Here is a 21,263-nt window from a genome sequence, read left to right as displayed (position 1 = left end):
GACGAGGACGGCGCACCGGGGATCGACGCTCAGCTCTGCCCGGGCATGGAGAACAGCGGGCCTTCCTCGCCGGTGCCGCCCTTGAGGTTCTCGTTCTTCTGGGCGGTGGACAGTTCCTCGGCCTCGCGGACCTGCTGCTCGAACTCCTCCTCGGAGGCGTCCAGCTTCAGGGAGAGGCCGATCTTGCGGTCGTTGCTGTCGACCCGCAGCACGCGGACGTCCAGCTGCTCGCCGACGGTCGGGGTCTTGCCGGCCCGCTCCAGTTCGGAGACGTGCAGCAAGCCTTCCAGTTCCGGCTCCAGTTCGACGAAGGCGCCGAAGTTGGTGACCTTCGCCACGGTGCCGCTGTGGATCGACCCCGGGGAGTACTTCTCCGGGATGGTGGTGTTCCACGGATCGCCGTCGAGCTGCTTGAGGCCCAGCGCGATCCGGCGACGGTCCTCGTCGACCGAGAGCACCTCGCAGGTGACGCGGTCGCCCTTCTGGAGCATCTCGTTGGCGTGGGTGAGCTTCCGCGTCCACGACATGTCGGAAACATGAAGAAGACCGTCAATGCCTTCCTCCAGCTCCACGAAGGCCCCGTAGTTGGTGAGGTTCCGGACGGTGCCGGAGACCTTCGCCCCTTCGGGGTACTTCTTGAGGATGTCGTCCCAGGGGTTGGCCTGGGTCTGCTTCATCCCGAGGCTGATCTCCTGCTTCTGGTGGTTGATGCCGAGCACCACCACGTCCACTTCGTCGCCGATGTGGACCAGTTCGTTCGGGTGGTTCACCCGCTTGGTCCAGGACATCTCGGAGATGTGAACCAGGCCCTCGATCCCGTCTTCGAGCTTCACGAAGGCGCCGTAGGTCATCACGTTGACGACCTCGCCGGCGACCTTGGTGCCGACGGGGTACTTCTCGTCGATGTTGTCCCACGGGCTGGGGAACTTCTGCTTCAGCCCGAGCGCGATCTTCTCGTTCTCGCGGTCGATGTTCAGGATCTTCACCTCGATCTTGTCGTTGATCGAGACCATGTCCGTCGGGTGGCCGATGCGGCCCCAGGACATGTCGGTGATGTGAAGGAGCCCGTCGATCCCGCCCAGGTCCACGAACGCGCCGAAGTCGGCGATGTTCTTGACCTCGCCGGTGACGATGTCGCCCTCGGTGATGCGGGCGAGCAGCTCTTCCTTCATCTTCGCCCGGCGCTCTTCGATGAGCTTCCGGCGGGAGACGACGATGTTGCGGCGGTTCTCGTCGACCTTGAGGATCATGCACTCGATGTCGCGGCCGACCCAGGCGTCGATGCTGGGCGGGCGGCGGATATCGACCTGCGAGGCCGGCAGGAACACGTGGACGCCGATGTCCACCAGCAGGCCGCCCTTGATCTTGCGGAGGATGCTGCCGCTGACCTGGTCGCCTTCGCCGTACTGGTTGGTGACGGCTTCCCACTCGCGGATGCGGTCCGCTTTGCGCTTGGAGAGCAGCAGAATGCCGAAGCTCTCGTCGAGGTCCTCCATCAGGACTTCGACCTCGTCGCCGGGCTTCGGCGGGCCTTCCTCCTCGGTCCACTCGTCCGCCAGGCAGACGCCCTCGGACTTGTAGCCGATGTCGATGAGCACCTCGTCGCCGTTCAGGCGGAGCACGGTGCCGGTGACGATCTGCTCGGGATCGACAGCCTCTTTGACGTATAACTCGTCAGGAATTTCCCAATCTTCGCCGAGGGCGTCGTCGAGCGCCTCGTCATCGACGTCGAATTCGCGGAACAGGTTCCGATCGACCATAAGAAGTGATTGCTTTCATGCCCGGAACGGCGCCGGGCGGCGGTCGCGTCACCCGTCCCGGCCGTCACAGGCCACTGGGAACTCGGGGAGCAAACCGCGGGGGTTAGGGGTGAAACGGGATGGGGGAACCGCGCACGACGGGGCCGCGACGGGGAGCCCGAACGATAGTGAACGACAGCGCAGGCGGCTAGCCCGCTCACGCGGATTCTGCGGACGAATCCGCCGTCCCGCCGGCGTCCCCCGGGGCCCCGGCGTTATGCGGCGGCCGGGCAGTCGCCCGGCTGGGGGTCGGCGTGAACGGTCGGCGGGTCCGCCGCGAGCGCCTCGGCCTGCTCGACGGCCTCCCGCACCTCCTCCGGTTCGGTCAGGAACCGCAGCGTGAGCTTCATCACCCGCGTTTCGTCCGGTTGGAGGGTGACGACGCGGCCGTGGCGGCGCTCGAAACTGCGGTGGTTCGGGAACGCCGTGCAGGGTTCCAGCCCGACGACGTACCCGTCCCGCCGCCCGCCGAGCTGCTTCCACAGCGCCGCGTAGGGCAGAGTGTTCATGTCGAATCGCACCTCCAGCGCGACGGAGTCGTCGTCCGCCGGCATCAGCATCCGGCCGCGGCCGTCGGCGTCGGGGCGGGGCCGGATGAAGTACGCCTGCTCCGCGAACCCCGGCGTCGGCGGGCCGAGGGTCGCCCAGTTCTGCGGCCCCTCCCAGTCGCTGCCGCCCTCCGCGGCCCGAGCGTCGCGGGGGATCACCTCCTCGCAGGGCACGATCACCCGCGAGCCCAGCGGCGTCTGGTTGATGTGATACAGCAGCATCAGCTCCGCCGGCGTGTCCCCGGCGTTGGTGACGGTGTCCGTCAGGTGCAGCTCCGGCAAGCCGACCTCCGCCTCGTACCGGGCGTGCAGCGTGAGGTTCGAGCCGAACAGCGTGCGTTCGCTGACATCGCCCTCCACGATCAGCCGGTCCTCCTCCTTCCGCATCTCCCACCGGTCCGCCGGCATGTTGGCGATCCGGCCGTGCAGGGTCAGCGGGTTCTCGGTCGGGTTGCCGTCCGGATCGTCCCCCGGAGGGCCCATCCAGGAGAGCCCGCAGCGGGCGAGGAGTTCGTTGAACCCGTCCAGCCAGCCGAGGCCGTTGCGTTCAGCGAGGTTTACCAAGGCCGGGTGCCGCGGGGATGGACCGGCCGGAGAATCCCAACCGAACGTGGTCGGCCCGTCCGCCGCGTGCACGCCGTACAGCCCCATCCCCCGGTGCGGCAGCACGAACGCGGAAAAGCGGCCGTTATTGGCGGAGAGCAAATCCATGCCCGCCGCGGGGCCGGTGACGAGCGCCTTCCGCTCGACGGAGCCGCCGCCGTCGCCCGCCGCGGTCGGTTCCGCCGCCTCTTCGAGGTGGGTGGAGCGGATCGAGTATTGGGCGGCGGGCATCGGTCTGGGAACTGGCCGGGACGGTCGGAGCGGGAGCCGCTAACCTTGCCCCAATGCCCCCTCCGACCGCCACCGAAGCGACGCCGCGGCGTCGCTCCACCGACGTCGGCGGCCCCGCGTTCAGCCCGGCGTGGTATCAGCGACTCGAAGACTCCCTCGGGCCGACCGCTTGCCAGCTGCTCGGGTTCTACGCGATCCCGGAGGGCTTCACGCTGTCCGTCGTCATCCCCGTCTACAACGAGGAGGCGACGCTCGCCGCCCTCGTGCAGCGGGTGCGGGACGTGCCGGTGCGGAAGGAGATTTTGCTGGTCGACGACGGCTCGACGGACGGCTCCAAGGCGCTGACGGAACGACTCGCCGCGGCGCCGGCGGACGAGTTCAACACGGTGCGGGCCTTCGCCCAGCCGCACAACATGGGCAAGGGGGCGGCCGTCCGGCGGGGCTTTGCAGAGGCGACCGGCGACTGCGTCGTGGTGCAGGACGCCGACCTCGAATACGACCCGGCGGAGTACCCCAAACTGCTGGAACCGATCGTCAGCGGCCGGGCCGACGCGGTGTTCGGGTCGCGGTTCCTCGGCGACCGCCCGCACCGGGTGCTCTACTTCTGGCACAGCATGGGGAACCGGTTCCTCACCCTGTTGAGCAACATGTTCACCGACCTGAACCTCACCGACATGGAGACCTGCTACAAGGTCTTCCGCCGGGAGCTGATTCAGGAGATCGTGCCCACGCTCAAATCGAACCGCTTCGGCTTCGAGCCGGAGGTGACCGCGAAGATCGCCCGCCGCAAGGCGCGGGTGTACGAAGTGAGCATTTCCTACAGCGGCCGGACCTACGCCGAGGGCAAGAAGATCGGCTGGAAGGACGGCGTCAGCGCGATCTGGTGCATCGTGCGATACGGCTTGGCGGACTAACGTAGGGTCCGCTCCGCGGACCGCTTGGAGCGATCAACGCCAACCGAGGACGGTCCGCACAGCGGACCCTACCCATGCAAGCCCCGCTCCTCGATCTCGCCGCGGAACTCGCCGGCGCCCCGGCGACATTGAAGGAGACGCACATCTCCCGCGTGGCCCTCGCCGGGCCGCCGGGGTCCGGCGTCGTGTTGAAGCAGTGCAAGCCGGTCGACTTCGGCTTCGTGGACCTGCGCACCCGGGAGCAGCGCCGGGCCGCGTTGGAGAAAGAACACGCCGTCAACGACCGCTTCGCCCCCGGCGTCTACCGCGGCGTGAGAGAGCTGCCGGACGGCGAGCCGGTCCTCGAAATGCTCCGCCTGAACGAGGCGGACACGCTGGAAGCGAAGGTGAAACGGGGCGAAGCGACGACGGCGGACCTCGACGCGATCCTCGACCACCTCCTCCCGCTGTTCGAGCAATCTGCCCGCGGCCCGGAGGTCGCCAAGTGGGGCGCCCCGGCGGTGATCCGAAGGAACCTGATCGAAAATCTGGAGGCGTTGGACGCGGCCGCACTGCCGGCCGGCGGGCGAATGGCGGTGAAAGCCCTACGGGCCGCACAGCTCACCTATCTCACGCTTCACGACGCGGCGATCCGGCGGCGGGCGGCGGACGGGTTCGTCCGCGACGGGCATGGCGACCTGCGGGCGGAGCACATCTATCTCACCGCCGAAGGGGTGAAGGCGCTGGACGGCATCGCCTTCGGGGATCGGCTGCGGTGCGTGGACGTGGCGGACGAGTTCGCCTTCCTCGCCCACAGCCTCGACCAGATTGACCCCGCCGTCCCCTGCCGGCCGCGGCCGGTCACCGGAAAGCGGCTGCTGCGGCGGTACCGAACGCAGTCCGGCGATCCGGCGTCCGACAAGTTGCTGTCGTTCTACCGCAGCTACCGGGCGGCGGTCCGGGCAAAGGTCGCGGCGCTCTCCGACGCCGACGCGGAGGACGGGAATTCGCCGCTGAACCGGAACCTGTTCGGCGCTTTGGAGCATGCCCAAGCGTTCGAGCTGCCGGAAATCCTGATCGCCTTCGGGGGGCGGAGCGGGACCGGCAAATCGACGGTCGCTGCGGCCGTGGCGGACCGCTTGGGGGCCTCGCGGCTGCGGTCGGACGAACTGCGCAAACAGGCGTTGGGCGTCGCGGCCGACGCCCCCGCCCCGGACGGCGGCTACGATCCGGCCGTTTCGGACGCGGTGTACGCGGAACTCGTCTCGGCGGCTGCGGATGCGATGACGAGTTACGGCACGGCGGTGGTGGACGCCACGTTTCTCACCGCCTCCCGCCGGACCCCGCTCGTCGAGCGGTGTGCCCATTTGGCCGGGGAAGGAGATGAGCCGGAGGACTGGCCGCAGTCGGACCAAGCCGTGCTGTTCATCTGGGGCGAATGCGACGACGCCGTCGCCGAGGGCCGCATCGCCCAGCGGGCCGCGGCGGGAGAGGACGTCAGCGATGCGACGGTGGAGGTGCGGCGGCAACAGGCCGCGGTCGCGGAGCCGCCGACCGACGACGAGTTCGCGGGGCTGCCCGCCGCGGCGCTGCTGCGATTGGACACGGACGCGCCCGTCGAGGCGCTGACGGATCGCGTGATCGACGCCCTGCGGGACCTTGTCCGCGTTGCCGGTTCGGCGGGCGTGCAATAGGGTTCCCCGTTCCTGCCGTCCGGACGCCGGATCGGCACGCGCGGCTTTGCCGCGGCTCGCCCCCCGTTCGCCCGGTTGATGCCCGACCCCTCTCCCAAACTGCCGACCCCGGAGCCGTCCGAGTCGCCGCGCCGCTCCGGGTTCCGGGGCCGCGGCAAGTCGGGCAAACGCCGCCGCGACTCCGGCGGCGGCCGCCCGCGGTCCTCGGCGTCGCTGTTCTTTGCGGTCCTGATCGCGATCGCCGTCGGGCTGTTCCTGTTCGAACGCAGCGCCGGCACGGCCGGCGAGGTCTCCTACAGCCGGTTCCTCGAGGAGGTGCGGAAGAACAACGTCGCCGAGGTGACGATGGAGGGCGAACGCCTTTCCGGCCTTTGGGAGACGCGGCCCGAGCCCAAGGACCAGTTCGAGAACGCCTTTACGACGGTGATCCCGCTGCCGGCGCTCGGCGACAGCGCCCTGACCGCCCTGCTGGAGGAGTACGGCGTCGAGATCCACAGCGAGCCGACGCAGATCGACACCGGCACCTACATCCTGCTGTACGTCGGCATGGGGGCCGCGGCGCTGCTGGTGATGATCCTCATCCTCCGCCGCTCCGCCGATCCGATGGGCGGCGGCGGGATGATCGGGAACTTTATTAAGAGCGGCGCCAAGGAATTCCGCGAGGACGACAAGCGGGTCACGTTCGACGACGTCGCCGGGATGGAGCAGGCCAAGAACGAACTGAAGGAGGTCGTCGAGTTCCTCAAGGCTCCCGAAAAGTTCACCCGGCTGGGGGCGGAGATCCCCAAGGGCGTGCTGCTGATGGGCTCCCCCGGCACCGGCAAGACCCTGCTGGCGAAGGCCACCGCCGGCGAGGCGAAGGTCCCGTTTTATTCGATCAACGGGTCCGAGTTCATTCAGATGTTCGTCGGCGTGGGGGCGTCGCGGGTGCGGGACCTGTTCAAGACCGCCCGCGAGACCAGTCCCTGCATCATCTTCGTCGACGAGATCGACGCCGTCGGCCGCGAGCGCGGCAGCGGCCTGGGCGGCGGACACGACGAGCGGGAGCAGACCCTCAACCAGATCCTCGGCGAGATGGACGGCTTCAGCCCGTCCGAGGCCGTCATCGTCATCGCCGCGACGAACCGGCCGGACGTGCTGGACCCCGCACTGCTCCGCCCGGGGCGGTTCGACCGGCACATCCAGGTGGACAAGCCGAACAAGGCCGGCCGGGTCGGCATCCTCAAGGTGCACACCAAAAAGGTGCCGCTGGCCGCCGAGGTGGACTTGGACGACATCGCCGCCGGCACGATCGGCTTCAGCGGGGCGGAGTTGAAGAACCTCGTCAACGAGGCCGCCCTGCACGCCACCCGGGCGGAGCGGAAGGCGGTCACGATGGACGACTTCGAAGAGGCCCGCGACCGCGTGCTGATGGGCGCCGCCCGCGAGGAGATGATGTCCGGCCACGAACGCCGCATGACGGCCTACCACGAGGCCGGCCACGCCCTGATCGCCTGGGTGCTGCCGACGCTCGACCCGGTGCACAAGGTGACGATCATCCCCCGCGGTCGGGCGCTGGGCGTGACCCAGTTGCTGCCGGACGAGGAGCGGCACCACTTCGGCGAGCGCCGCATGCGGGACCACCTCGCCATGGCGATGGGCGGCCGGGCCGCGGAAAAGCTGGTGTTCGACGAATACAGCGCCGGCGCCGAGGACGACCTCAACCGCAGCACGAGCCTCGCCCGGAAGATGGTCGCCCACTGGGGCATGAGCGAGAAGGTCGGCCCGGTCGCGTTCCGCCAGGGGGAGACGCACCCGTTCCTCGGCAAGGAGATGCAGACCGGCCGCAACTTCAGCGACGAAACCGCCCGGCAAATCGACGACGAGATCCGGGCCGTGCTGCTGGACGCGATGCGTCGGGCGACGGAGATCCTCTCCGAACGGCGGGAGGACCTGGACCGGATCGCCCAGATGCTGCTCGACCGGGAGTCGATCAGCCGGGAGGACATGGGGGATTTGCTCGGCGAGCGGGAGGTCCACCCGGACGACGTCGCCGAGGCCGCCCGGGCCGAGGCGGAGGACCGCCATCGGATGAACGGCCAGTCCGGCGCCGAGGCGAAGACCGGGCAGGCCGAGAGGACGGACGACCCGACCCGGGAGCCGGCGGAACCGGAGCCGGCGAGCGTCGCGGATTGACGCAGTTCGGGGCGACACCTACCCTTGACGCGCCCCGCGGGGGGCGTTCGACGACGCCGCGGATCGCGTTCTTCAACCCTGCGACAACCGCACGTCGTCCCCCTTTGCAGCCGGTGGAGTAGCCCGGCGCCCGTTTTCCCCCCGCCCCCATCCCGGCCGCCACGGCCCCGAGTACGCCGAACCGGCCGCACCTCACTTCGGACTTTATGCCCACCTCCACCCGGGCCAAACGGCCCGCGGCCCGCCGCACCGCGAAAACCTCCCCCACCGCCAAGACTCGCCGCCGCCCCGCGGCTGATTCGCCCCAGTCCTCGAGGGCGAACTCGAAAGCGAAACGGACCCGCAGCCAGTCGAACGACGAGAAAGAGGCCGCCGAGAGCGGCCCGACCTTCGCCGACCTCGGACTGTCGAAAGCGACGCTCGCCACGCTGGACGAGATCGGCTTTGAGCGGCCCAGCAAGATTCAGGCGGCGTTCCTGCCGATCGCCCTCTCCGGCCGCGATTGCAGCGGTCAGGCCCGCACCGGCACCGGCAAGACGGCGGCGTTCACCCTGCCGCTGCTCGAAAAGCTGGACCTCGACCGCACCGTCATCCAGGGCTTGGTCCTCGCCCCCACGCGGGAACTGGCCGAGCAAGTCTCTCAGGAGATGCGGAAACTTTCCGGCGGTCGGGTGAAGACGGTCGTGATCGTCGGCGGCCGCCCGATGGGGCCGCAGATCGAGAAGATTAAGAAGGGAGCCCAGGTCGTCGTCGGCACCCCCGGCCGGGTGATGGACCTGATGGGCCGCGGCCAGTTGGGCCTGGAGAACGTCGCCTTCGCTGTGCTGGACGAGGCGGACCGGATGCTCGACGACGGGTTCCGCCCGGACATCGAGAAGATCCTCCGCAAATGCCCGAAGGACCGGCAAACGCTGCTGCTTTCGGCCACGATGCCCCCCGAGGTGGAGGAGCTGGCGGCCAAGTTCATGAAGAACCCCGAGCGGGTCGACATGAGCGAGGACGCGCTGGTCGCCACGGAGATGATCGAGCAGTTCGTGCTCACCGTGGACCCGGATCGCAAGTACGGCGCCCTGCTCCACGTGTTGAAGCAGGAAAAGCCGAAGCAGTGCCTTGTCTTCACCCGCACCAAGCGGGGGGCTGAGAAGCTGTTCGAGCGGTTTAGCCGTAAGCTGCCCAGCTGTGCGATGATGCACGGCGACCTGCACCAGCGGAAGCGGGAGAAGACCCTCCAGGCCTTCCGCGAGGGCAAGATCCGGATGCTCGTGGCCACCGACGTGGTCGGCCGCGGGATCGACATCTCCGGGATCAGCCACATCGTCAACTTCGACGTGCCGGAGTTCCAGGACGACTACGTCCACCGCATCGGCCGCACCGGCCGGATGTCCTCGGACACCAACGGCCGGGCGATCACCTTCGTCTCCCGCGACCAGGGCGATCAGCTGACGAAGATCGAGATCCGCGTCTCCCAGGTGCTGCCGACCTACGAGTTGAAGGACTACGAGGCCGCCCGCCCCGTGGTGCGCAAGAGCGTGCAGGACCACGACGCGACGGTGATCCCGGTCAAGAAGGTGACCAGCCCGCTGTTCGGCGGGAGCTGAACCAAACCTCCGTTCGCCGTTCTCTTTACGGGGGCGGCGAACCGGCGCGCTCGGTTGCGGGACGGAAGCATCTCGCTACCATCGTCGCCTTCCCGTAACACACGCTTGCAGACGCCCCGCCCCCGGCCCGTATGTCGATCACGAGAGACCGTAAAGACGAAGTCATCACTGACTTTCGCCGCAACGACGCCGACACCGGGTCCAGCGAAGTGCAGATCGCGGTCCTGACGGAACGCATCAACAACCTCACGGAGCATCTCCGGGAGCACAAGCAGGACCACACCAGCCGCCGCGGGCTGCTGGCTCTGGTGTCCACCCGCCGTCGCCTGCTCCGCTACATGCAGCGGACCAAGCCGGCCACCTACCGGGACCTGCTGACCCGGTTGAACCTGCGGAAGTAGTTTCGGCCCCCGCCCCCGCGACCGTCGCGGGGGCGTTTGTCTATCAGGTTGGAGCCGCGCGGAGCGTCGGCCGTCGTTTACGGCGAGGGAACGCCGAATTTTTGTTTGCGCCGACGCCCGCGACGTCGGACGCTGTCGTTCGTCACGGCGACTTCGCGGGTCGTCGCCGGATCGTCAATCGATCGTCCCCCCCCCACTGCGGACGCCGAACCCCGTCGACGGGTTCGCGCCGCCCCCTACCAAACCGCCCCGGCCGGGCCGGGGTTTAACAAGCAGAGAGCGGAAGAGATCTCCATGCCGTCCAAGCCCAAGTCGTTGGACCTGTCCCCCGTCTCCGTCGAACGCGAGATCGGCGGCCGCACGATGTCGCTGAGCACCGGCGACCTCGCCCGGCAGGCCAGCGGGGCGATCCGTCTGCAGTTCGCGGACACCGTGCTGTTCGTCGCCGCCCAGCGCGGCACGCCGCGGCCGGGCATCGACTTCTTCCCGCTGCAGGTCGATTACCGCGAGCGCCTCGCCGCCGCCGGCCGGTTCGCCGGGGGCTTCCTGAAGCGCGAGGGTCGGCCGACCACCAAGGAGATCCTGACCGCCCGCGTCACCGACCGGCCGATCCGTCCGCTCTTCCCGAAGGGCTACAAGGACGAGATCCAGGTCATGGCCAACGTGCTCGCCAGCGACGGCGAGAACGACCCGGCGCCGCTGGTCTCCTTCGGCGCCTCCGCGGCCCTGATGCTCGCCCCGGTGCCCTTCGACGGCCCGATCGCCAGCGTCCGCGTCGGCCGCGTCGACGGCGAACTGGTCCTCTTCCCGACCCAGGCGGAGATGGCCATGAGCGATCTCGATCTGATCGTCGGCGGGTCCAAGACCAGCGTCCTGATGATCGAGGGCTTCGCCGGTCAGATCCCCGAGGACGACATGGTCGACGCGATCATGTTCGCCCACAAGACCTGCGCCGAGCTGTGCGAGATGCAGGAAGAGCTTGCCAAGAAGCTCGGCATCAAGAAGGCGAAGTTCACCAGCCCGCCGGAGAACCCCTTCGCCAAGGCTCTCAAGAAGGACGGGTACGACCGCCTGAAGGAGGCCAAGACCAGCGGCGACAAGGCCGACCGGGCCGAGGCCGTCGAGGAGCTCCGCAACGAGCTGATGGCCGACCACTTCGAGGGCGACGCCGAGGAGGCCTCCAACGGCGGCACCCGGGCGGAGTTCAAGGCCGCCTTCTACCAGCTGGAGCACGACGTCGTCCGCGACCTGCTGCTGGACGGCAAGCGGATCGACGGCCGCAAGCCGGACGAACTGCGACCGCTGGACGTGAAAGTCGGCGTGCTGCCCCGCGTGCACGGCTCCGCGGTGTTCACCCGCGGCGAAACGCAGTCGATGTGCACCATCACGCTGGGCAACACCCGCGACCAGCAGCGGGTGGACGGCCTGTTCGGGGAGCACAGCGAACGCTTCATGCTCCACTACTACTTCCCCAGCTACTCCGTCGGCGAAACCCGCCCGATCCGCGGCCCCGGCCGCCGGGAGATCGGCCACGGCGTGCTGGCCGAACGCAGCGTCTACCCGGTGCTGCCGCACCCGGAGAAGTTCCCCTACACGATCCGCTGCATCAGCGACATCCTCGAATCGAACGGTTCGAGCTCGATGGCCTCCGTGTGCAGCGCCACGCTGGGCCTGATGGACGCCGGCGTGCCGATCACCCAGCCGGTGGCCGGCATCTCCATCGGCCTCGTGAAGGAGTCCGATAAGAAGTACACGCTCCTGACCGACATCATGGGCGACGAAGACCACTTCGGGGACATGGACTTCAAGGTCGCCGGCACCCAGAAGGGGATCACCGGCATCCAGCTCGACCTGAAGATCGACGGGATTTCCGAAGCGATCATCCGGGACACGCTGAAGCAGGCCAAAGACGCCCGCATCACGCTGTTGCGGTCGATGCTCGGCGCCATCCGCCGCCCGCGGACGGAGCTCTCCCCGACCGCCCCGCGGCTGCTCTCCACGAAGATCGACCCGTCCAAGATCGGCCTGCTGATCGGCCCGGGCGGCAAGAACATCCGCGCCCTGCAGGAGGAGACCGGCGCCACGCTGGACGTGCAGGACGACGGCACCGTGGTCATCGCCAGCGACAACGCCGCCGGCGCCGAGGCCGCCCTGGCCCGCGTCGAGGCGATGGGCGAAGAGGTGAAGGTCGGCCGCATCTACAACGGCAAGGTGACCAGCATCAAGGACTTCGGAGCGTTCATCGAGATCGCCCCGGGCAAGGACGGCCTCTGCCACATCAGCGAGCTGGACGAGGGCTTCGTCAAAAACGTCTCGGACATCGTCAAGGTGGGCGAGACGGTCGAGGTGAAAGTCATCGCCGTGGACGACCAGGGCCGCGTGAAGCTGTCGCGGAAAGCCCTGCTGGTCTCCGACGACGAGGACGAGGTCGACGACGAAGACGAGTGATCCTCACCGCGTCCCCGTGAGTCAGCGACCCGGACGCTCCCAGCGTCCGGGTCGCTCCCGTTTCCGGGCTGATCACCCCCATGACCGAAGACACGCCCCACGACATCGCCGTCCTCGCCGGGGGACTGGCGCACGAGATCCGCAACCCGCTCTCCACGATCGGGCTGAACCTCGAACTGTTGGCGGAGAGTCTGGGCGGCACGGAGCCGGACGACGCCGACGATCGCCCCACGGCCCGCCGCAAGCGGATGCTGCGGACCGTGCAGCGGGAGTGCGGGCACCTGTCGGAGATCCTCGACGCCTTCCTCGCCTTCGCCAAAGCGGGCGAGCCGGACCTGAAGGAGGCCGATCTGAACCGGCTGGTGCGGGAGTTCGCGGAGTTCTTCCGCCCCGCCGCCGCCTCCGCCGGGGTGCGGCTGAGCCTCGTTCCGGCGGCCGACCTGCCCCCGGTGCGGCTGGACGTGCGACTGATGCGGCAGGCGTTGCTCAATCTGGCGTTGAACGCCCAGCAGGCGCTCGTGGAGCACGCCACGCCGCAGCCGCACATCGAGGTGGCGACCCGCCCGATCCTCGTCGGCCCCGCCGGCGGGGCGGTGGAGCTCACGGTCGCCGACAACGGTCCCGGCGTGCCGGCGGAGGCCCTGTCCACGATGTGGGACCCGTTCTTCTCCACCAAACCCGGAGGCAGCGGGCTGGGCCTGCCGACGGTGAAGAAAATCGTGGAGGCGCACGGCGGCCGCGTGCACTGCGAAAGCGGCCCGACCGGCACCACGTTTCACGTCGCCCTGCCCACCCTCCTCTGACAGGGTCGTTCCTCGTCCCGACGCTCTGCGTCGGGACGTACGGGCCGCAGAGCGGCCGGACGCTCCGCGTCCCGTTCGGGGCGACGCAGAGCGTCGCCCCGAGTGTCGAGGGGAGAAGTGTCCAGTTGCGTGATTGATGAAGGCCCGAAAGATACGCCGATGCCCGACTCCCCCCCCGACGACGACCTCTCCGGCGTTCCGATCCGCGTGCTGATCGTGGACGACGACAAAGCCCACGCGGAGACCGTCGCCGACGCCCTCGACCCGGTCGGCTGCGAATGCACCGTGGTCGCCGGCGGCAAGGCGGGCGTCGCGGCGGTCGAGCAGGACGTGTTCGACGTCGTGATCACCGACCTGAAGATGGAGGGCGCCGACGGGCTGAAGGTGCTCGAACGCACCAAGGAGGAACTGCCGGACGCGGAGGTGATCGTCGTCACCGGCTACGGCACGGTGGACAGCGCGGTCGACGCGATGCAGCGCGACGCATTCACCTACCTCGCCAAGCCGCTGGACGTCGCCCGCCTGCGGGCCGCGGTCACGCAGGCCGCCAAGCGCATCCGGCTGGCCCGCAAGAACGCGGAACTGAGCCGCCGCCTGGACGAACGGTTCGGCTTCGAGGGCGTCGTCGGCACCAGCGGGCCGATGCGGCAGGTGATCGAGGTGCTGAAGAACGTCGCCCCGACGGACTCCACCGTCCTCATCACCGGCGAGAGCGGCACCGGCAAGGAACTCGTCGCCCGGGCCCTGCACCAGAACAGCCCCCGCAAGAACAAGCCGTTCGTCTCCCTGAACGTCGCGGCGCTGCCGAAGGACATTCTGGAAAGCGAACTGTTCGGCCACGAGGCCGGCGCCTTCACCGGGGCCAGCAGCAAGCGGATCGGCAAGTTCGAGTACGCCAACGGCGGCACGCTGTTCCTCGACGAGGTGGGCGAGATGCCCGCCGACATCCAGGTCAAACTGCTCCGCGTGCTGGAGGACCGGAAGGTCACCCGGCTGGGCTCCAACACGGAGATCCCGATCAACGTCCGCCTGCTCGCCGCCACCAACGCGGACCTGCTGGGGATGGTCGCGGACAAGGAGTTCCGCGAGGACCTCTACTATCGGCTGAACGTCATCAGCATCCGCCTGCCCCCGCTGCGGGACCGGCGGGGCGACATCCCCCTGCTGCTCGACTACTTCCTGCGGGACCTGACGGAGCGATACGGCAAAGAGGTCGTCGGCTTCACCCGGCGGGCCCGCACCGCCCTGATGAGCTACGAATGGCCGGGCAACATCCGGCAGCTCCGCAACGTGGTCGAGCGGATGGTGGTCCTCGACACGGACGGCTTGTTGGACGCCGGCGATTTGCCGGAGGAGGTCGCCGGATTGGCGCCGGAGGAGGGCGACGACGCCGCCGTCGCTCGCGGCGCCGGCGGGGGCTCGGACCACCTGATCGGCCGGCCGCTGTCCGAGGTGGAGCGGTTCTACGCGGAGCGGGCGCTGGAGGTGACCGGCGGCAAGCGGGAGGACGCCGCCAAGCTGCTCGGGATCGGCGAAAGAACCCTGTATCGTAAGCTGAAAGAATGGGGCTTGAACTGACCCCACGCTCGGCGGGAGCCCGGCCCCATGACGCCCCGGGGCCCGGTTCGCAACCGTCGACGCCGGTCAATATTCACTCGCCGCGGAGGTTGGACAGCCCCGCGCGCGCGGCCTAAGTTCGGCCCTCCCGCCACGGACCGGCGGCGCCCCCGCGGGCAGAGGAGTCGGCGGGGTTTCGGGGGGACGAACAGGCAAGCGAATGACGGCCGACGCCGACTCTTCACGGCCCGCCGACCGATCGGACGGATCGAACGGCGCGGGCTTCGCCGGGGGCGGTCGCCCCCGCAATCGACGCCGCAACCGGCGCGGCAACCGCCCCCGCCGCCCGCGGCCCCTGCCGGTCGGCATCGACTTCGGCACGGACAGCAGCTCCCTCGCCGATTTCGGCCCCGACGGCGCCCCCCACGTGCAGCCCAACGCCCGGGGGGAGCTGCGGACCGCCTCCGCCGTAAACGTCTCCCCGAACCGGCTCACGCTGGGGCGCTGCTTCGGCGACGCCGGGCGGAACGGCGGGAACGGCTGCTTCGACGACGACGAGCCCGACTGCGACTCCGACGGCGAGGACCCCGACGGACGCCCGGTCGCCATGGCCGGCTTCAAACGCACCTATCAGGAGTCCGGCAGCACCTACCGCCGCGGCGGGGCCGCGATGAGGGTCGGCGGCGGACCGGTGTCGCCCAAGTTTCTCGGGGCGGCGCTGCTGCGCGGCCTCACGCGGGAGACGGCCGGCGACCGGCCGGAGGACGCCCCGGTCGTGATGACCGTGCCCCACGCCTTCACCCGCACCCCCCGCGACGCCGTCCGGTCGGCCGGGCGGATCGCGGGGCTGAACGTGGCGGACACGCTCTCGGAAACCAGCGCCGCCGCCCTCGCCTGGCTCTGGAAGGACACCGCCGCCGACGGCCAGCCGGTCGGCCGCACCCGGCACGCGCTGATCTACGACCTCGGCGCCGGCACCTTCGACGCCGCGATCGTCCGCACCCGCCGCAACGAACTGCGCATCGTCGCCGCCGAGGGCGACCCGCACCTGGGCGGCCGCGACTGGACCGAAACCCTGGCGGAGGACGTCGCCGACCGCTTCCGGGAGAAGCACGGCCACAACCCCTTCACCCGCTGGCGGTCGCGGCAACGGCTGCTCGGCCAGTGCGAGCGGGCCAAGCTCCGGCTCTCGCGGCAACCGGTCAGCACCGTGCCGGTGGTCGTCGCCGGCCGGCAGGACGCTTTCGAGGTCACCCGCGACCGGTTCGAGGGCCTGACGAAGGACCTGCTCCGCCGCACCCGGGACCTCACGGAGTTCCTGCTGGAGAACGCCGGGCTGGAGCCGGACGACCTCGACGTGATCCTGCCGGTCGGCGGGGCGGCGGCGATGCCGGCGGTGCGGCGGATGTTGGGCGACCTGTTCGGCACGCGGGCCACGCCGGACCACGCCGCCCGCAAGGCCTTCCCCGACCCCCGCACCGCCGTCGCCGAGGGCGCCGCGGTCTACGCCGCGATGCTGCGGGCCACCGCCGGGGCCAACGGCGACGGCCCCCCGCCGGACGTCCCGGCCCGGGTGCGGCGGCGGCTGCGGGCGATCACGCTGGAGGAGGTCAGCGCCCACTCCGTCGGCGTGGAGATCGAGGACCCGGAGGCGCCAGGCCGCCGGCTGAACCACGTCGTCCTGCCCCGCGGCGTCCGCCTGCCGACCGCCGTGCAGATGACCTTCGGCACCACCGTCGCCGACGCCGAGGGCATCCGCCTGCGGCTGGTCGAGGGCGAACGGCCGGAGGCCGCCGACTGCGACCGGCTCGGCGAGTACCGCATCACCGGCCTGCCGGCCGGCCTGCCGGTTCGCAGCCCGGTGACGGTCGACATCGCCCTCGACGAACGCAACGCCCCGCACGTCTCCGCCCACCGGGTGCTCGGCGCCGGACCGGCGGGCCCGCGGGGGCGGCACCACGATCTCGCCCCCCTCACCGTCGAACCGCTGAAGCCCTCGCCGGGGTCGAAGGAGGAGACGGAAGCCCGCCAGCGCCTCGCCCGGCTCATGCCGCACCCCCGCTGAAGCGTCCGCCGCGGACGGAAGACGGACGTCGGCGGGTCCTCCGTTCCGCCCGTCGTTGGAGCCGCGGGACGGACCCGCACGTTGACAGCCGCGTACCGTCGGGGGATCGTGGTCGCATCGCTGAACTCCGATGCCGATCGCCCTTGCGCCGCCTCGCCCTCCGCTGCCTGCTTGCCGCGGCCGCGTCGATCGGGGGCGGACTGCCCCCGGCCTCCGCGGCTGAGCCGGAGGGATGGACCGAGGGGGAGCAGTTGTTCGCCCTGGACGTGCAGCCGCTCTTCGCGGCGAAATGCCTCGCCTGTCACGGGGCGGACGAAAACGATCTGAAGGGGGCGTTCGATCTATCGACCCGGGATGGTCTGTTGGCCGGCGGGGAGACCGGCGACCCCGGCGTGGTCCCCGGCGATCACGCGGCCGGGACCGTCCTCGACCTGCTGAAGTGGGAGGGCGGCTACGGGATGCCGCCGAAGGAGACGGACCGGCTGACTGAGGCCCAGCGGTGGGCCGTCCGCGACTGGATCGACGCCGGCGCCCCGTGGCCGGACGCAGCGACCGTCGCGGCAATCCGCGCGGCCCACGCGGCCGGCGTGCGGGTGCCGACCAGCGGGGGGCTCTCCGACGACTGGACCGAGCGCCGCTACGAGCCCGCCGACGTCTGGGCCTACCGGCCGATCGGGAACCCGCCGGTCCCGCCGACGCCGCCCGGCTTCGCCCCGCCGGCGGACCCGGCGGACGCCTTCCTCAACGCCCGGCTGGCCGCCGCCGGACTGCCCCCCGCCCCGCGGGCGGACCGGCGGACGCTGATCCGCCGGGCGACGTTCGACCTGACCGGGCTGCCGCCCACCCCGGAGGAGGTCGCCGCGTTCCTCGCCGACCCGCGGGACGACCGGGCCGCGTTCGCCGCGGTGGTCGACCGACTGCTCGCCAGCCCGCACTACGGGGAGCGGTTCGCCACGCACTGGCTGGACGTGGTGCGGTACGCCGACAGCGGCGGACTCGCCAACGACTTCCAGCGGCCGAACGCCTGGCGGTATCGGGACTACGTCGTTCGAGCCTTCAACGACGACAAGCCGTTCGACCGCTTCCTCACGGAGCAACTCGCCGGGGACGAACTGGTCGACTCCGGGGCGCTGGCGGCGGACTCGCCGGGGGGGATCGACGCCTTAATCGCCCCCGGCTTCCTGCGAATGGGGCCGTGGGAGCACACCGGCATGAGCGTGGCGAGGATCACCCGCCAGCAGTTCCTCGACGACGTCACCGACACGGTCGGCCAGACGTTCCTCGCCCAGCCGCTGCAGTGCGCGAGGTGTCACGACCACAAGTTCGACCCGATCCCCACCCGCGACTACTACGCCATTCAGGCGAGCTTCGCCACGACCCAGTTCGCCGAGCGGGCGGTCCCCTTCCACCCGCGCGAAGACCCGCGGGACCACGGCGAACCCCGCTACCTGCGGGAGCGAATCGCCGCCGCCGAGGCGGTCCAGCAGCGAATCGACCGGAAGAAGACGGACCTCGAGAAGCGGTGGTACGCCGAGCGCGGGCTGGAGTACGCCCCCCGCTGGAAGAAGCAGAAGGAGGGTGTGCCGGAGGAGCTGATCGCCCCCAAGACGGTCGACTTGGACCCGATCGATTTCGGGCTGGAGCGGGTCTCCCGCAAGGCGATCCAGCGGCATCGGTGGGAGTTGGACGCCTACGAGCCGTATGCCTTCACCGTCTACAGCGGGGCGAGCCCGCCGCGAAAGCCCGTGATGGCGCCGCTCCGCCTGCCGGAGGACCGGACGGCCGGGGAGGTCGAACCGTCCGCGATCCTCACCGGCGGCGACCCGTTCAGCCCGGGGGAGCCGGTCGAGCCCGGCGTGCTGAGCGCGGCCCTGCTGGCCGCCGCTCCGGACGCCGCCGACCCGGTTCCGACCACGACGACCGGCCGTCGGCTGGCGCTCGCGGAGTGGCTCACCGACCCGACCAACCCGCTGCCGGCCCGGGTCTACGCGAACCGCCTGTGGCAGTGGGTCTTCGGCCGCGGCCTGGCCGCCAACGCGAACAACTTCGGCGCCGGCGGGGCGGAGCCGACGCACCCGAAACTGCTGGATCATCTCGCGACCCGCTTGGTGGAGGGCGGGTGGCGGACGAAGCCGCTGGTGCGGGCGCTGCTGCTCTCCGACGCCTACGCTCGCCGTTCGCTGCACCCGGACCCGGCGGCCGTCGCCGCGGCCGACCCGAACGGGGAACTGCTGGCCGCCGCCCGGCCCCGCCGGCTGACCGCGGAAGAGTTGCGGGACGCGATGCTGGCGTTCTCCGGCGAGCTGAACCCGGCGATCGGCGGCGTGCCGGTGCGACCGGAGATCGAGCCGGAGGTCGCCCTGCAACCGCGACAGGTGATGGGCACCTTCGCCCCGGCCTGGCAGCCGAACCCCGATCCCCGCCGCCGCCACCGCCGAACGCTGTACGCCCTCAAGTTGCGGGGGCTCCGCGACCCGCTGCTGGAGACCTTCAACGCCCCCACGCCGGACGCGCCCTGCGAGCGGCGGGAGACCAGCATCGTCGCCCCGCAGGCCCTCGCCCTGCTGAACGGCCGCAACACGTACGGCCGGGCCCTCGCCGCCGCCGCGGCGGTGTTGGAGGACGCGCCGGAGCAGGACGCCGACGCCGTCGTCGCCCTGTTCCGGCGGGCCTTCGGCCGCCCGCCGGACGACGCGGAGCGGGACGCCTGCCTCGCCCACTGGCACGCGATGACGACCCGTCACGCCAGCCTGCACTTCGACCCGGTCCGCCCGCCGACCAAGGTGGTCCGCAACGCCGTCGAGGAGAACACCGGCGAGCGGTTCAGCTACGTCGAGACGCTCGAACAGGCCGCCGACTTCGTGCCGGACCTCGGCCCGGCCGAGGCCGACGCCCGCACCCGCGGTTTGGCGGAGGTGGCCCTGGTGCTGCTGAACGCGAACGAGTTCCTCTACCTGGATTGAGCTGACGTGTCGGTTCCCCCGCCCGCCGCCGTGCCCCGCCGCGACGCCCTGTTCTCCCTGGGCGCCAGCGTGGGCGGTCTGGCCCTCTCGGCGCTGCTCGCCGACGAGGCCCGCGGCGCCGACGGGGAGGACGCCCGGCCGCTGCCGCACCGGGCGGCGAAGGCGAAGCGCTGCATCTTCCTGACGATGGAGGGCGGGCCGAGCCACATCGACACCTTCGACCCCAAGCCGAAACTCCGCGACCTGCACCTCAAGGAGTTCCGCCGCGAGGGCGAGAACTTCTCCGCGATGGAGTCCGGCAAGCGGTACTACGTCGAGAGCCCCTTTCGCTTCCGCAAGGCCGGGGCGAGCGGGGCGGACATGTCGACCGACTGGGCCCACCTGGCGGGGCTGGCGGACGAGATCTGCTTCTACCGCGGCTGTCAGGCGGAGAGCGTCAATCACCCGACGGCGATGGCCCACATCAACACCGGCAACCGCTTCGGCGGCGACCCGGCAGTGGGGGCGTGGGTGACCTACGGCCTGGGCTCGTTGAACGCCGACCTGCCGGCGTTCGTCGTCCTGCCGGAGGTGAGCCACCCGCAGGGCGGCGCCGCGAACTGGGGCAGCGGCTTCCTGCCGGCCCGCTATCAGGGCACGCCGCTGCGGGCGGAGGGGGCGCCGATTCTCAACCTCGCCCCGCCCGCCGGGATCACCCGGGACCACCAGCGGCGGAACCTCGACCTGCTGGCCGAACTAAACCGCCGCCACGCCGCGGAGCGCGTCGCGGCCGGAGACCCGTTCGCGGAGACGCTCTCCGCCCGGGTGGCCAGCTACGAACTGGCCTTTCGCATGCAGGCCCGGGTGCCGGGGCTGATCGACGTCGACGCCGAGGATCAGGCGACGAAGGACCTGTACGGCGTCGGCGGGGCGGACACGGACGCATTCGGCCGCAAGTGCCTGCTGGCCCGCCGGCTGGTGGAGCGGGGCGTGCGGTTCGTGCAGCTCTACCACGGCACCTGGGATTCCCACGACCAGATCGGCCGGGCCCACGGCAACCTCGTCCGGCAGGTCGATCAACCGATCGCCGCCCTGCTGACGGACCTGAAACGCCGCGGCCTGCTGGAGGAAACGCTGGTCGTCTGGACCGGCGAGTTCGGCCGCTCCCCGGACAACGCCCCGCGCGGCGGCATCGCCTACGGGCGGGACCACAACGCGAACGCCATGACCGTCTGGCTGGCCGGCGGCGGGGTGAACGCCGGCGCCACCGTCGGGGCGACCGACGAATTGGGGGCCGAGGCCGTCGAGTGCGTCCACCCGATCCGCGACCTGCACGTTACCCTGCTCCACCTGCTCGGTCTGGACGACAACCGGCTGACCTATTTTAGTTCGGGCCGGTTCAAGCAGCTGAGCCAGTTCGGCGGCGAGGTGATCGGCGAACTGCTGGCGTAGGGTCCGCTCCGCGGACCGGGCGCTTCCGGCATTGCACGCCGAGGCGGCGGGCGT

General features: G+C 70.5%; 13 protein-coding genes. 11 read left to right on the top strand and 2 right to left on the bottom strand.

Annotated features, from left to right (window positions below; genetic code table 11):
• Positions 1-29: 29 nt before the first annotated feature.
• Both ACG2DA_RS13710 and ACG2DA_RS13705 read right to left on the bottom strand, forming a co-directional pair.
• Entirely contained in the window at positions 30-1,760 is a 1,731-nt protein-coding gene (locus ACG2DA_RS13710; RefSeq protein ID WP_395256345.1) for a 30S ribosomal protein S1, read from the bottom strand.
• A 254-nt stretch (positions 1,761-2,014) separates the two neighbouring features.
• Positions 2,015-3,181 (bottom strand): DUF4432 family protein, encoded by a 1,167-nt coding sequence (locus ACG2DA_RS13705; protein WP_395256344.1) that lies wholly within the window; start codon positions 3,179-3,181, stop codon positions 2,015-2,017.
• A 53-nt stretch (positions 3,182-3,234) separates the two neighbouring features.
• Here ACG2DA_RS13705 and ACG2DA_RS13700 point away from each other — a divergent pair, with 53 nt between their 5' ends.
• From ACG2DA_RS13700 to ACG2DA_RS13650, 11 genes are all read left to right on the top strand, one after another.
• A complete protein-coding gene (locus ACG2DA_RS13700) occupies positions 3,235-4,095 on the top strand; it encodes a glycosyltransferase family 2 protein (RefSeq protein WP_395256343.1) in 861 nt (286 codons plus the stop codon).
• Positions 4,096-4,169: 74 nt separating this feature from the next.
• Positions 4,170-5,768 (top strand): AAA family ATPase, encoded by a 1,599-nt coding sequence (locus ACG2DA_RS13695; RefSeq protein WP_395256342.1) that lies wholly within the window; start codon positions 4,170-4,172, stop codon positions 5,766-5,768.
• A gap of 78 nt (positions 5,769-5,846) precedes the next feature.
• Positions 5,847-7,943, top strand: a complete 2,097-nt coding sequence (gene ftsH / locus ACG2DA_RS13690; RefSeq protein WP_395256341.1) for an ATP-dependent zinc metalloprotease FtsH — start codon at positions 5,847-5,849, stop codon at positions 7,941-7,943.
• Between the two features lie 206 nt (positions 7,944-8,149).
• Entirely contained in the window at positions 8,150-9,541 is a 1,392-nt protein-coding gene (locus ACG2DA_RS13685; protein ID WP_395256340.1) for a DEAD/DEAH box helicase, read from the top strand.
• A gap of 131 nt (positions 9,542-9,672) precedes the next feature.
• Entirely contained in the window at positions 9,673-9,942 is a 270-nt protein-coding gene (rpsO, locus tag ACG2DA_RS13680) for a 30S ribosomal protein S15 (protein ID WP_395256339.1), read from the top strand.
• Between the two features lie 294 nt (positions 9,943-10,236).
• Entirely contained in the window at positions 10,237-12,390 is a 2,154-nt protein-coding gene (gene pnp / locus ACG2DA_RS13675; RefSeq protein WP_395256338.1) for a polyribonucleotide nucleotidyltransferase, read from the top strand.
• A gap of 80 nt (positions 12,391-12,470) precedes the next feature.
• Positions 12,471-13,193, top strand: coding sequence for a sensor histidine kinase (locus ACG2DA_RS13670; RefSeq protein WP_395256337.1), 723 nt, complete (start codon positions 12,471-12,473; stop codon positions 13,191-13,193).
• Between the two features lie 159 nt (positions 13,194-13,352).
• Positions 13,353-14,771, top strand: coding sequence for a sigma-54-dependent transcriptional regulator (locus tag ACG2DA_RS13665; RefSeq protein WP_395256336.1), 1,419 nt, complete (start codon positions 13,353-13,355; stop codon positions 14,769-14,771).
• A gap of 199 nt (positions 14,772-14,970) precedes the next feature.
• Positions 14,971-16,815: an Hsp70 family protein gene (locus ACG2DA_RS13660; protein WP_395256335.1), complete on the top strand. Its 1,845-nt coding sequence runs from the start codon at positions 14,971-14,973 to the stop codon at positions 16,813-16,815.
• A gap of 143 nt (positions 16,816-16,958) precedes the next feature.
• Positions 16,959-19,778 (top strand): PSD1 and planctomycete cytochrome C domain-containing protein, encoded by a 2,820-nt coding sequence (locus ACG2DA_RS13655; protein WP_395256334.1) that lies wholly within the window; start codon positions 16,959-16,961, stop codon positions 19,776-19,778.
• A 6-nt stretch (positions 19,779-19,784) separates the two neighbouring features.
• Entirely contained in the window at positions 19,785-21,209 is a 1,425-nt protein-coding gene (locus ACG2DA_RS13650) for a DUF1501 domain-containing protein (protein WP_395256333.1), read from the top strand.
• The last annotated feature ends 54 nt before the right edge of the window (positions 21,210-21,263 follow it).

This window comes from Alienimonas sp. DA493 (assembly GCF_043951915.1).
GTDB lineage: Bacteria > Planctomycetota > Planctomycetia > Planctomycetales > Planctomycetaceae > Alienimonas.
Note: the sequence above shows the minus strand (reverse complement) of the source record. Positions and strands in the feature narration are given on the sequence as shown.

What these genes read in the sequence shown, in the direction of transcription:
- ACG2DA_RS13710 (WP_395256345.1), bottom strand. Translation starts at nt 1,760, where the DNA reads ATGGTCGATCGGAACCTGTTCCGCGAATTCGACGTCGATGACGAGGCG.
- ACG2DA_RS13705 (WP_395256344.1), bottom strand. Translation starts at nt 3,181, where the DNA reads ATGCCCGCCGCCCAATACTCGATCCGCTCCACCCACCTCGAAGAGGCG.
- ACG2DA_RS13700 (WP_395256343.1), top strand. Translation starts at nt 3,235, where the DNA reads ATGCCCCCTCCGACCGCCACCGAAGCGACGCCGCGGCGTCGCTCCACC.
- ACG2DA_RS13695 (WP_395256342.1), top strand. Translation starts at nt 4,170, where the DNA reads ATGCAAGCCCCGCTCCTCGATCTCGCCGCGGAACTCGCCGGCGCCCCG.
- ftsH (WP_395256341.1), top strand. Translation starts at nt 5,847, where the DNA reads ATGCCCGACCCCTCTCCCAAACTGCCGACCCCGGAGCCGTCCGAGTCG.
- ACG2DA_RS13685 (WP_395256340.1), top strand. Translation starts at nt 8,150, where the DNA reads ATGCCCACCTCCACCCGGGCCAAACGGCCCGCGGCCCGCCGCACCGCG.
- rpsO (WP_395256339.1), top strand. Translation starts at nt 9,673, where the DNA reads ATGTCGATCACGAGAGACCGTAAAGACGAAGTCATCACTGACTTTCGC.
- pnp (WP_395256338.1), top strand. Translation starts at nt 10,237, where the DNA reads ATGCCGTCCAAGCCCAAGTCGTTGGACCTGTCCCCCGTCTCCGTCGAA.
- ACG2DA_RS13670 (WP_395256337.1), top strand. Translation starts at nt 12,471, where the DNA reads ATGACCGAAGACACGCCCCACGACATCGCCGTCCTCGCCGGGGGACTG.
- ACG2DA_RS13665 (WP_395256336.1), top strand. Translation starts at nt 13,353, where the DNA reads ATGCCCGACTCCCCCCCCGACGACGACCTCTCCGGCGTTCCGATCCGC.
- ACG2DA_RS13660 (WP_395256335.1), top strand. Translation starts at nt 14,971, where the DNA reads ATGACGGCCGACGCCGACTCTTCACGGCCCGCCGACCGATCGGACGGA.